Source organism: Kocuria marina (assembly GCA_014652975.1).
In the GTDB taxonomy this organism is placed as follows: Bacteria; Actinomycetota; Actinomycetes; order Actinomycetales; family Micrococcaceae; genus Kocuria; species Kocuria marina.
This window is the reverse complement of record BMZV01000001.1, coordinates 450,146-462,045: the sequence shown is the minus strand read 5'-3', so window position 1 is coordinate 462,045 and position 11,900 is coordinate 450,146. Positions and strand designations below refer to the sequence as shown.

General features: G+C 69.6%; 9 protein-coding genes and 1 tRNA gene. 1 reads left to right on the top strand and 9 read right to left on the bottom strand.

The annotated features are described in order from the left end of the window. Positions 1-2: 2 nt before the first annotated feature. Entirely contained in the window at positions 3-269 is a 267-nt protein-coding gene (gene thiS / locus IE157_RS02205; RefSeq protein WP_144997303.1) for a sulfur carrier protein ThiS, read from the bottom strand. Next, the gene (gene thiO / locus IE157_RS02200) at positions 266-1,552 is read right to left on the bottom strand and encodes a glycine oxidase ThiO (protein ID WP_193518993.1); all 1,287 of its coding nucleotides are present in this window, start codon (positions 1,550-1,552) and stop codon (positions 266-268) included. The genes thiS and thiO overlap by 4 nt, the downstream gene beginning before the upstream one ends. A 234-nt stretch (positions 1,553-1,786) precedes the next feature. Here thiO and thiE point away from each other — a divergent pair, with 234 nt between their 5' ends. Further along, on the top strand, positions 1,787-2,449 hold the full coding sequence (gene thiE / locus IE157_RS02195; RefSeq protein ID WP_193518992.1) for a thiamine phosphate synthase: 663 nt from the start codon (positions 1,787-1,789) through the stop codon (positions 2,447-2,449). A 173-nt stretch (positions 2,450-2,622) separates the two neighbouring features. On the opposite strand, the gene IE157_RS02190 is transcribed toward thiE, so the two are convergent. The 7 genes from IE157_RS02190 to IE157_RS02160 all read right to left on the bottom strand — a co-directional run bounded on the left by IE157_RS02190 (position 2,623) and on the right by IE157_RS02160 (position 11,895). Beyond that, positions 2,623-3,063 carry a thiol-disulfide oxidoreductase DCC family protein gene (locus tag IE157_RS02190; protein ID WP_318281263.1) on the bottom strand — a complete coding sequence of 147 codons (441 nt, stop codon included), beginning with the start codon at positions 3,061-3,063 and terminating at the stop codon, positions 2,623-2,625. Next, a complete protein-coding gene (locus IE157_RS02185) occupies positions 3,036-3,887 on the bottom strand; it encodes a PhzF family phenazine biosynthesis protein (protein WP_193518991.1) in 852 nt (283 codons plus the stop codon). Before IE157_RS02185 ends, IE157_RS02190 begins: the two co-directional genes overlap by 28 nt. 139 nt (positions 3,888-4,026) lie before the next feature. Further along, positions 4,027-5,091 (bottom strand): putative glycoside hydrolase, encoded by a 1,065-nt coding sequence (locus IE157_RS02180; protein ID WP_144997311.1) that lies wholly within the window; start codon positions 5,089-5,091, stop codon positions 4,027-4,029. Beyond that, positions 5,088-6,812, bottom strand: a complete 1,725-nt coding sequence (gene pelF, locus IE157_RS02175) for a GT4 family glycosyltransferase PelF (RefSeq protein WP_064846622.1) — start codon at positions 6,810-6,812, stop codon at positions 5,088-5,090. The genes IE157_RS02180 and pelF overlap by 4 nt, the downstream gene beginning before the upstream one ends. A gap of 140 nt (positions 6,813-6,952) precedes the next feature. Then, positions 6,953-8,371: a hypothetical protein gene (locus tag IE157_RS02170; RefSeq protein WP_231885581.1), complete on the bottom strand. Its 1,419-nt coding sequence runs from the start codon at positions 8,369-8,371 to the stop codon at positions 6,953-6,955. A 452-nt stretch (positions 8,372-8,823) separates the two neighbouring features. Beyond that, a tRNA-Pro gene (locus IE157_RS02165) sits at positions 8,824-8,900 on the bottom strand. A 97-nt stretch (positions 8,901-8,997) separates the two neighbouring features. Beyond that, entirely contained in the window at positions 8,998-11,895 is a 2,898-nt protein-coding gene (locus tag IE157_RS02160; RefSeq protein WP_193518990.1) for an FAD-binding and (Fe-S)-binding domain-containing protein, read from the bottom strand. Between the last annotated feature and the right edge of the window lie 5 nt (positions 11,896-11,900).

Genomic DNA, 11,900 nt, shown 5'->3' with positions numbered 1-11,900 from the left:
GTTCAGCCTCCCTGCACCGCGGTGACGATCTCGACGGATTGACCCGCTTCCACGGGGGTCGTGGCCCACAGGGAGCGGGGGATTACGGCGTCGTCCACCGCCACGGCGATCCCCAGGGGATGACCGTCCGCGGCGGTGCCCTCGGGTGTGATCTCGCGGCCCGTGAGGTCGACGACGGCGCTCGCGACCGTCAACCCCGGGGTCACCGTCACGGGGGAGCCGTTCACGACGGCCGTGGAGGAATTGTCTGTGGTCTCGGGCGCGATCATTCGAGTCCTCCCTGCATCTGGGGATAGCTCTCGGGTGTGGTGAACGGGGCCTCGGGGGCGGGGTTCGAGTGCCGGGCCGGGTCGGTGTCGGCGAGGAACGCGGCGTCGGACTCGTGGTCCGCGAGCGGGTCCAGGACGCCGGTCACGAGCTCCGCCGCGAGCCGGGACGCCACGGGGGTCAGCAGGATGCCGTGACGGAAGTGACCCGTGCTGATCACGAGCCCGGCCACCGAGGTCTTCCCCACGTACGGCAGGTCGTCGGAGGTTCCCGGGCGGGCGCGGGCCATCATCTCCAGGACGTCGCAGTCGTCGATCGCGGGGACCACGGTGCGCGCGTCCCGCAGCAGTTGGTGCACGCCACCGGCCAGCACGGATTCGCGCCCGTCCTCGCGGCTCGTGGCGCCCAGCACCAGGGTGCGGTCCTCGCGGGGGACCATGTACACGGGCCGACCCAGGACCTGGGCGCGCACTGTGCGCGTGAGCAAATGCGATTCCCCGGGGGCCAGTGCGGTCTCGGGAACCCGCAACCGCAGGATGTCCCCGAACACCGGGCGCAATCGGAGGTCGAGTCCCTCGGGCAGCCCGCCCATGGTGTTGGCGGTCAGCCCGGTGGCCACGACCACGGCGTCCGCGGGGATCACCTCACCGGAGTCCACCTGCACGCCCGTGGCCTGCCGGGGTTCCCTGCGGGACGTTAGCACGGTGTCCACGCGGGAGGTCAGCCACTGCGCCGGTCCGGCGTCGGGGACGTCCCCAATGGTGGTCAGGTGCGGGCAGTTCAGGGTCTCCACCAGGGCGGCCGCGAGCATCCGGGGGTCCACCTGGCGGTCGGAGACGATCCGTACCGCACCGCTCAACCGCGGCGCAAGAGCCGGTTCCAGGTGCCGGGCCTCCCGCGTGGAGATCTCCTGCACGTCCATCCCGGAGGCGATCTGGTGTGAGGCGAGGTCGGAGAGGGATTGGGCGTCCGCGGCATCGGCGGCCACCACGAGCGTCTCCTCGGTGCGGTAGCCCGTGGGCAGGCCCGTGGCCGCGGTGACGCGCTCCACGAAGTCCGGGTACTCCGTGGCGGAGGCCCGCATGAGGGGGTAGAGGCGTTCCTGGCCGTACTGGGTCTCGGCGATCGGTGCGAGCATGCCCGCGGCCGCGCGGGTGGCGCCCCACGCCGGGCGGGGATCGACGACGGTCACGGCGGCCCCGCGGCGTCGTAGTTCGAAGGCCGTGGCCAGGCCCACGAGACCAGCTCCGGCCACGACCACGTGGTCACCGAGGTGCTCGGGCATTGTTCCTCCCTCCGGCGGCATGATCCGCATCAGGTGATCCGGTCGGCGGCTCACGCCCTCTCAGCCCGCTGCGGTGGTTGTTGCCAACGTGTGCGGACTCCCGTGGAGTTCGTCGAACGGCGACGAACGGCCCTGCCAGTCTAATCACCCCTAGCTGTGGAACGCAGGGGGACTTCGCGGCGGGCTGATCGGGCGAGGTGTCCGCGGGCGCGCGGTTCGTGCCACGATGGCCGCATGGGACACACGAGCCAGACGGGTACCGGGCGCCGCGCCGCCCTCGAGAACGCGCGACTGTACGTGTGCGTCACGGCGCGCCACGAGCGCGGTGACCTGCGCGAATTTCTGCACGCCGCGTACGAGGGCGGGGTGGACATCATCCAGTTGCGGGACAAATCCCTCGAGGCCGCCGCGGAGATCGAGGCCATCGAGGTGCTCGCCGACGTCGCCCGTGAGCACGGCGCACTCTTCGCCGTCAACGATCGTGCGGACGTCGCGCTGCTCACCGGCGCGGACGTGTTCCACGTGGGCCAGGGCGATCTCACCACCGCGCAGGCTCGGCGGGTCCTGGGGGACGACGTGGTGATCGGGCGGTCCTGTCACTCCCCGGCCCAGGTGGACGCCGCCGTGGCCGACGCCGGGCTCGACTACTTCTGCACAGGGCCCGTGTGGGAGACCCCCACCAAGCCGGGTCGCGCGGCCGTGGGGCTCGAGCTGCCGCGCTACGCCGCTCAGCAGGCGGGGGACAAGCCCTTCTTCGCGATCGGTGGGGTCGACACCGCGCGGTTGCCGTCCGTGCTCGACACGGGTGCCTCGCGCATCGTGGTCGTGCGGGCCGTGACCGATGCGGAGGACGTCACCGCGGCGGCGCGGGCGCTGCGGGACACGCTGCCCGGGTGAGACCCGATCTTTGAACGCGGTGGAGCGGCGGCGCCGCGGTGGGATGGCACCGCTCGGGTGGCGACGTGTTCGGTGGGGTGGTGCGCGTCGGGGCGGAGTCATGGAGTCATGGCGCCGCAGTGTCTTGCCGTCGCGCGGGTGGCACGGCTCGCTCGGTACGCGGAGCGGAACCGTTACGGGGTCCCGCACTGCCCGGGGTGCTGCTGGCACCACGGGGTGACACCGGGGAACTTCCCCCGGTGATCGGCCACCCACCGGTACACGCGGTCCTGGACCCACCGCACGGGCGGTAACCGGTAGAACGGCTCGAACACCCGGATGCTCAGGGCGGTGTCCAGGGTCACGGCCACCGCGTGCGCCCCCGAGGATCGCTCACCGGAACGGGATAGGACGGCCCACACCGACGCGTTGCCCTCCGCATTCGTCAGTCCAAACCGCTCCAGTACGCCGGGGACCTGGTAGGCGTGCAGGGCGATCCGGTCATGGCGGTCCAGTGTCCGGGCCCATCCCACGCAGCGCGTGCAGAACCCACAGTTGCCGTCGAAGACCAGGTGCAGGGATGCGCCCTGCTCGGTGCCCCGGGGGTTCACAACAGCACCGTCCCGTCGATGCACGCGGTGCAGTGTCCGCCCACGAACACGTGGTCCCCGTCCGACGTCACGGTCACGAGGCCGCTGCGTCCCATGAGGGTGCCCTGTCGGGCGATGTAGTTCGCGGGCGCCCGGTCCGTACGGATGAGCCACTGGGCCAGGCTCGCGTTGAGGCTTCCCGTGACGGGGTCCTCGTACCCGCCGGTGCCACCCACGAAGGCGCGGACCTCGAACTGGTGCGGGCTGCTCTGCGGGTGGGGACCCACCACGCCGATCTTGGCGCCGTGGAGAGCGGGAAGGTCGGGCTCGATCGCCAGGACGTCCTCGGCGCCGGCCAGAAGCAGCGCGGCCCAGCCGGGGCCGTTGTCGACCCACTGATGGGCGACGACCTGCTCGTCCCGCAGGCCCAGGGCCGCGGTTACGCCCCCGAGCAATTCCGGGCCCAGGTCTCCCGTGCGGTCGGTGGGTGGGGCCTCGAAGGTCAGTGCGCCGTCGTCGGACGGGCGGATCCGCACGAGGCCCGCGGCGCATTCCTGGACGATGACGTCCTTGGCGCGCGCGGTGTTGCCCGCGGTGAGCCATGCGTGAGCCGAGCCCAGGGTGGGGTGACCGGCGAACGGCAGCTCACGGTCCGGGGTCCAGATGCGCAACCGGTAGTCGGCGTCCGGGTCCGTGGGTGGGAGCACGAACGTGGTCTCGGACAGGTTGGTCCAGCGCGCGAAGCGGGCCATGGCGTCGTCGGTGAGATCGGTGCCATCCAGGACGACCGCCACCGGGTTGCCCAGATAGGGCTCCCGGGAGAAGACGTCGACCTGGGTGAACGGGCGCGGACGAGGTATTGGGCTCATGGGGTGATTCCATCACGATGCGCCGACGGGGTGTCACCTCGCGCCCGGGCCTCACACGGCGCGGCCAGAGACAACATGTCCGGCGCACACGCGTGCCGGACGGGCGTCCGGCACGCGATGCCCCGCACCCCCGGTGGGCTCACCCCCGCCGCAGCACCACCCCGCGGCGGGGCTGCAGCACCAGGTGGGACCCCGCCGCCCGACCCCGGACGTCGACCATGCCGCGCGGCACCCGGACGCGGCGGCGTCGTCGGCGGTCGGCGTTGAAGTTCACCGCGGCCCAGCCGTGCGTGAACTCGCGCCACCACGTGTGACCGCGGCGCACGGGGTCCTGCACTGGCGCGCCGAGATCCCAATCGAGCTGCGCGGTGTGCTGGGTGCGGCTGTAGTCGTCGTGCGCCGTGGCCGAGTACGCGCCGCGGCCCGCCCCGAAGATCCAGAACGCGGCCAGACCGTACTCGACATTGGGGTGGTCGTCGTCGCCGTCCGTGGGCACCCGCAGGATGCTGAGGCCCGGCCCGTCCGCCTGGGGCAGCTGCGCCTCGGTGGTCTGCGGGTCGAACAGGTCCACCGGGCTGAAACCCAGCCATACCTCCTCGAATCCGCCGCCGTAGGCCGCGTGGCTCGCCCAGCGGCCGGGCTCGCGCCGCGATTCCGCGATGTTCGGGACCAGGATCTTACCGACCTCGTTCAGGGCCGTGCCCGCGGCATGCACCAATTCGCCCGCGCCGTCGCGGAAATCCGCCATCGTCCGGGCATGACGGATGGGCAGGTCCAGGCCGTAGTAGTCGTCGAACACGTCGTTGTCCGCCATCACGCCGTCGAACGGCGAATCCCGCAGCTCGGCGACGACGTTGCGCACCCAGCGCTCGCGGTACTCGGGCGACCACACGGTCATCTGCCAGTGTCCGCCGTAGCGGGCCCACTCGATGCGTTCACCGTCCAGGCGCCGCGCGAACCACCGGTCCGGGGCTTCGGCGTACGAGACCCCGGAACTGTGGATCGGGCCCGGTTCGTAACTGCGGGTCGAGGACAGGCACTTGTAGCACAGCACCGTCATGTCCGGGCGGCGCCGCTTGAGGTCCGCGGCCGCCGCCGTCTCCCACGGTTGCAGGATCGCCGCCCGGTAGTGCTGCGCGGCGAAGTCGAGCTGCTCGGGGCTGATCGGGCCCCCGTACCGGATCCAGGCGCCGACGCCGCTCACTCGCCCGCGCCCGCCAACGGCGCGTCGAGCGCCGGTTGACGCAGGTCCGAGTACTCGAAGTTGCGCTTCTCACCCATGTTGCCGAGCATCCGGTAGATCTTGTTGTAGGAGGACATGACCTCGTGGAGCTGGAAGAAGTCCTCCACGCGGCCGCGGGCGTTGGTGCTGTAGGAGCGGTAACGGTCCACGTTCCCGATCACGGCCTGGACCTTGTCCGCCATGGCCACGATGTCACCGGGTGCGAGCAGTTCACCGCACGGTCCCCACGTGCGGCCGTCGGGGGTCACCAGGTCGTCGCCCACGAGCTGGCTCATGCCACCCACGTCCGAACCCACCGTGGGGATGCCCGCGGCCATGGCCTCGAGCACCACGATCGGCTGGCCCTCGTTGTAGCTCGGGAGCACCAGGAGGTCGAACTGGTCGAGCATGTCCCGTACGTTCACGGTCCCGTGGATGGTCACGAGGTCGTGGAGGCCCAGGGCCTCGATCTTCTCGAGGCACGCCTCGTAGTACTCGGGCACATGCTCGGTGGGGCCCAGGACGTCCAGGTGGATGTTGGGGTACCCGCGATCCCGCAGGATGTCCATGCTGGAGAGCAGATCCATGAGTCCCTTGATGGGCACCACGCGGGCGATGTACACGAGTCGCCAGGTGTGTTCCTCCGGGGACTGCGCAATGCGCTCTACCGCGGCTTGGCGGGCGTGGTACTTCTCCTCGAACTCCTCGATGATCATGCCGTTGGGCAGCACCACGGACTTGTCCACGTCCGCGCCCAGGCTCGCGGCCTCCGTGATGGCCGTGGGGTAGAGGTAGGTTACGAGCTCGGCGCTCGGGTAGCAGAAGTGCCCGATCTCGATCCACCACGCCATCCACGCCCGGTCCTCGGCACTGACGTCAAACGTGCGGTAGTCCTCGGACGTGATCGACAGCGCCATGTTGCGGTCGAGCAGGGTGTTCACGGTGTCGCGCACGTACAGGTTGTGCTCGGTGAGCAGGAACGACGTGCCGTGATCGCGCGCGGCCGCGGCACCCAGCAGGGACGCGTAGCCGGTCGTGTGCGCGTGGTACACCCGGGCCCGGGGCATGGTCTCGCCCAGGATCGCGTGGGCCAGGGAGAAGAATCCGCGCAGCAACCAGAACGATTCGGACAGGGGGAGCCCGAGCTGCGGCATCCGCTCCGTCAGCGCATGCAGGAACTCGCGGGAGCCCAGCACGGCCCACAGGGGGTACTGCCGGGTACGTTCATTGAGTCCTTCGTCGATGAGCTCCCACAGTGGCTCGGTGTCCCGGGCACCGGCCAGGGCGTAGATCGCGTCGAAGATCCGGTGGGACAGCACCGTTCGCTGCTCCGCGGTCATGCGCAGGTCCTTGGGACGCACGGACATGAAGTCGTCCCGGTGCTCCTGCATGCTCAGGTAGACCACGCGGACCCATTTCACGTTCTCGGGCATGGAGTAGAGGTCCTCCTGGGGTGCCTCGGAGTCCCAGGAGATGTGGATGATCCCGTAGCTCAGGTCGGGGTTACCCGTGACGATGTCGTGGACGACCGCCGAGACCCCGCCCTTGAGGAAGGGGTAGGTGGATTCCATGACGATGGCGACGTCCACGTCCTCGTACTGCTTCTGGCGCTGTTGCGCGGCGGGGGACAGACGGGCGGGTTCCGCGACGGCCACGGACTTGGTGGCGCGGTGCTTGGCGTGTGAGCGCGTGAAAGGGTACATGTCGGCTATTCCTCACGGGATGAAAGGGTCCGGGGGCGCAATGTGGCGACCAGTCGGGACGTGCAGTGGGGCCGGGACCGGGCAGGACTGCGCCCGTGCGCGGCGGATGCGCTTGATAGGAAGCGCTTACGTGGACTGCGTTACCAGGACGTGGCGTGGCGCCAGAAGAGGGTGTACTCGGGCTGGGCCCAGTGGCGTTTGTACAGCGCCCAGGCACCAGCGACCAGCACCAGGTCCGCGAGCAACAGGAGGGCGTACGCCCCGTTGGTGGAGAACACCGCGAACGCGAGGACGCTCACGACCAGGTGCACCGCACCCAGGGCCTGGGCCGTGATCTTCTCCCCGATGTAGTCCAGTTCGTAGCTCAACAGGGTGAGCATCATGAATGTCCATGAGGCCACGGCCACGGTCACCGCGAGTAGGACGTGGTTGGGCTGCAAGCCGCCCAGTAGCAGTGCGGCCGCCAGGGTCAGCACCATGCCCACCGCGCCGGTGCGCAGGACGGAGCGGTCCACCACGTAGCTGAGCAGCGTGGAGCGGGAGGCCAGCACGGGCAGTGTTTCCTTCTCGATGGCCCGGTGCAGTCCGCTGACGGCGCGGTCCACGTGCGGGGCCATGTTGACGAAGTAGAAGTTGTAGGCGAGCACCGCGGGGAGCATGGCCATGAACACCACGATCACCTGGAAGGTCCCGTCCGTGGCCAGGAACAGCACGAACTTGTCCGCCCACAACACCGATCCGAGCAGCAATCCGCGCAGGGCGTCCGCGGCGAAGTTGCGGTGGTCCAGGCGTTCGAAGACCCGCACGTGGGACAGCTGACGGCCCATTGCCGCGATCTGGGTGGCCGCGGCGACCAGGGGCGGAAGGATCCACACGGTGGGAACCACGGCCAGCGCCAGGGCGTAGGCGCCCCATGCCACGGCCCACAGGCCGCGGCGTTCTCCCACGTTGGCGAGGACCAGGGACTGCACGAACAGCACGTGCGCGCCCAGCAACAGCAGGTAGGCGCCCATGGCCTGCCAGGACCAGCCGGTGGCCAGCCACAGCGGCAGTGCGAACAGCGCGGCGAGCGGGAGGGTCTGCAGGAACATGGCCGGCCACACCTCGCAAAAGCGCTGGGTGATCTTCTGCATGTCCCGCTCGGCCATGAGGTCACCGATCGCGCGGTACGCGGGCATGCACGCGGCCTGCGCGAGCCAGGGCACGGTGATGGAAGAGGCCAGGACCACGTGGGTCAGTTGGACCCCACCCACGGTCGCCTCCGCCATGCGCGGGCTCACGAGCGGGAAGACGATGTTCAGGAAGATCACCGGCGAGAGGTAGAGCAACAGCTCCACCCCGCCGCGGGAGCTCCCGGCGGGTTCCGATGCGTGCTCGGCGTCCACCGGACGGGAGCCGCGCAGCACCAGGAATGCGGTGAGCAACACCAGCAGTCCGCCCGCGATGACCAGGACCTCGGCGTGTGAGCCCAGGAGTTCAAGCACCACGGGGACCAGTCCCGTGAGCAATAGGGCCACGACGATCGTGGCGGTACGAGTGCGACTGAAAGAATCGTGCACCAAAGTTCTCAGAGCTGTCACAGCTGTCCCCCGGGGATCCTGGCGCTTCCCGTCAGCCCCCGCTAACGAGAATTCCCCCATGCAAATGATGTGAAGGCGATGAGGCCAGTTCCGCTGTCGCCGCAGTGAATATATACAGTTCATGTGTGCACTAGCAAACCAACAGATGAATTGTGTCTGAACCGGAGGGGCTCGTCGTCAGTGCTTGTCATCGTGGAGTTCACCGGTGCGCCGGGGGGGGTGACGGATTGCCGGTTAGCTACGCGATCATGACCGGAGTGCATATCGGTTCAGACAATGAATGATTATGCATAGGTTTCTATGTGCCGCTGCCGAGTATCGCCGGGCCGGAACATTTCCCGGGAAGAGGCTCGGAATGGGTTTCCGGGATCCGGGTCCGTGGGGAAATGCAGAACACCCGGACCCACGATTCGTGGGTCCGGGTGTTCATGTGGTCGGGATGACAGGATTTGAACCTGCGACCTCGTCGTCCCGAACGACGCGCGCTACCAAGCTGCGCCACATCCCGATGTCACACGGCAGAGCCGCGAACAACTGCTCCAGCATAGCGGCAGCACGGGAGGAATGTGAAATCCCCGAGTCACCGAAAACGTCCGAGCGCGGTGTCAGCGGCTGACCCGCTCCAGCACCTGCAGGACGTGTTCGTAGGGTTTGCCCGTGGCCTCGGTCATGCCTTGCTCACACGTCCGATTCAAAGATGCATATGCATCAAAGTCTCCGGCCTGTACCTCCGCAGCCTCGGGAGCCGTGGCGGCCGCCGTGAGCTCGGGATGCAGCATGCCGCGGTCGCCCGCGTACCCGCAGCACCCCCACGCGAAAGGAACGGTGGCGTGCTCGGCACATGCGCCAGCCACGCGCAGGAGGTGATCGTTGATCCCCAGTTGCACGGACGAGCACGTGGGGTGCACCGCGAGCGCGCCCACGGGCGAGGACACGGTCAGCCGGTCCAGCACGTTCTCGGCCACGAACTGCACCGCGTCCACGAACCGCAGTCCGGCGTACCGGGGCGAGTTCGCCGCCAGTTCTCGCATGGTGACGAGTCCCTCGGTGCACGAGGAGGCATCACACACCACCGGGAGTGTGCCGTGCTCGGAGGCCTCCCACAGGGTCTCGAGGGTCCGCCGGGACATGGTCTCGTATCCGGAGGGTAGGCCCTTGGACTTCCACGGCGTGCCACAGCACGTGGAGGTGATGCCCTCGGGAACATGTACGTCCACTCCGGCGCGCTCGCACAACATCAGGAACGCCTCGGACACCGACGGTCCCTCCCCGTGCACCGTGCCGAACATGGCCCCGATGCACGCGGGGAAGAACACGGCCCGGGCGCGGTCGGCAGGGACGTTCGCGGGCGCCGTCGTCAATCCGGCACGGGAGCGACCGCCCGCGGGCAGACGAGGGGAGTAGCCGGGGACGGTGTCCGTCCCGAGCGCGGCGCGGGCCACCGACGTCGCGCTGACCGGGAGCGCGGCGGGCATCCGCCGGGCCAGGGACAGCGCGAAGGCCGCACCAGGGACGGTCACGGGCCACGCCCGGGCGAGCCCCGCCCACACGAGGTCCGCCACGGCGGAACGGTTCTCCGACCGCAGCCGACGCACCAGGTCACCCGTGTTGATGTCCACGGGGCACGCGGTCACGCACATGCCGTCCACCGCGCACGTCTGCAGCCCGTCGTAGTCGAACTCGCGCCGCATCCGACCGGCCAGTTCGTGCTCACCGCGCGCTTCGGCGTCCGCGATCTCGCGGCGCCCCACGATGCGCTGGCGCGGCGTGAGCGTGAGATCCCGGGATGGGCACACCGGCTCGCAGTATCCGCATTCCACGCACCGGTCCACCTCCTCCTCCACGGCCGGCGCGGTCTTGAGATCGCGCAGGTACGCGCGCGGGTCCTCGGTGAGGATCACCCCGGGGTTGAAGCGGTTGCCGGGATCGATCAGGGCCTTCAGCTCCACCATCACCGAGTACAGCTCGTCCCCGTACTGCCGCCGCACGAACGGGGCCATGATCCGCCCGGTCCCGTGCTCGGCCTTGAGGGAGCCCCCGCGGCCCAGGATGAGCTCCACCATCTCCTCGGTGAACTGCTCGTAACGGCGTAGCGAAGCGGGATCATCGAACTGCTCGTTGAGCATGAAGTGGACGTTGCCGTCCTTGGCGTGGCCGAAGATCACCGAGTCCCGGTAGCCGTGGGCGTCGAAGAGTCCGGTGAGCTCCTCGCACGTGCCGCCCAGCTGGTCCACCGGCACCACCACGTCTTCGAGCAGCGCGTTGGTGCCCTGCGGTCGGTTGCCCGCCACAGTGGTGTAGAGCCCCTTGCGCACGGTCCACAGGCTCGCTCGCTCGCGGGGGTCGGTGGTCAGGGCCACCGGCCCGGCCAGCTCGAGCGCATCGAAGGTGGACGCCGCCGCCTCCGCCAGCTCCCGCACACCTGCCGCGGTGTCGTGCTGGTACTCCACGAGCAGTGCGGCCTGCTGGCTCACCGGGATGTCCATGATCGCGGACGGCGCGAGTCCGGTGCGCTGCGAGACCGCCAGGGACGTGGCGTCCATCAGCTCCAGGGTGGCGCACTGCGAGCCCACCAGGTCCGGAACGGCACTCGTGGCGGCCACCACGGTGGGGAACACCAGCAGGCCGGTGGCCACGTGCGGGTGCACGGGCACGGTGCGCAGGGTCGCGCTCGCCACGAACCCCAGGGTGCCCTCCGAGCCGATCATGAGGTGCTCCAGGATGGCCACGGGGTCCTCGTGGTCCAGGAACGAGTTCAGCCCGTAGCCCATGGTGTTCTTCATGGCGAACAGTCGCTGGATGGTCCGCACGGACTCCGGATTGCCCCGCACGCGGTCCCGCAGCCGGAGCAGGCCCTCGAACAGGTCGGGCTCTCGGGCCCGCAGCTGCTCACCAGCATCCGGGGCGGCGGTGTCCAGCACCGTGCCGGAGGGCAACACGAGCACCATGGACTCCAGGGTGCGGTACGTGTTGAACTCGGTGCCGCACGCCATCCCGGAGGAGTTGTCGGCCACCACTCCGCCCAGCGTGCACGCGGACTCGCTGGCCGGATCCGGGCCCAGCGCCCGCCCGTGCGGAGCCAGCCGCGCATTGACCTGGCGCACGGTGACCCCGGGTTGCACGCGCACGCGGGCACCCCGATCCAGGACCTCCACGCTCTTGAAGTGGCGGCGGACGTCCACGAGGATCTGGTCCGTGACGGACTGCCCCGACAGGGACGTGCCGCCCGAGCGCAGGGTCAGGCCAGCGTCCGTGTCCGCGGCCGCGGCGAAGATCCGCCCCACCTCGTGCGTGTCCCGTGGGCGCAGCACCGCGCGGGGCTGCATCAGGTAGTGGGAGGCGTCGTGGGCCACCGCGCGCCGTTCCAGCTCCCCGGTGACGACGACGCCGCTGCCGCACTCCCGTTCGATCCTCGCCACCGCGCGGTCCAGCGGAGAGTCGCTGGGAGCCGGGGCGGCGTCGTCGGGTCGGCGCGTGGGGAGGGGGAGTCGAATCGGTGCCATGGGAA

What these genes read in the sequence shown, in the direction of transcription:
- IE157_RS02185 (WP_193518991.1), bottom strand. Translation starts at nt 3,887, where the DNA reads ATGAGCCCAATACCTCGTCCGCGCCCGTTCACCCAGGTCGACGTCTTC.
- thiE (WP_193518992.1), top strand. Translation starts at nt 1,787, where the DNA reads ATGGGACACACGAGCCAGACGGGTACCGGGCGCCGCGCCGCCCTCGAG.
- thiS (WP_144997303.1), bottom strand. Translation starts at nt 269, where the DNA reads ATGATCGCGCCCGAGACCACAGACAATTCCTCCACGGCCGTCGTGAAC.
- IE157_RS02160 (WP_193518990.1), bottom strand. Translation starts at nt 11,895, where the DNA reads ATGGCACCGATTCGACTCCCCCTCCCCACGCGCCGACCCGACGACGCC.
- pelF (WP_064846622.1), bottom strand. Translation starts at nt 6,812, where the DNA reads ATGTACCCTTTCACGCGCTCACACGCCAAGCACCGCGCCACCAAGTCC.
- thiO (WP_193518993.1), bottom strand. Translation starts at nt 1,552, where the DNA reads ATGCCCGAGCACCTCGGTGACCACGTGGTCGTGGCCGGAGCTGGTCTC.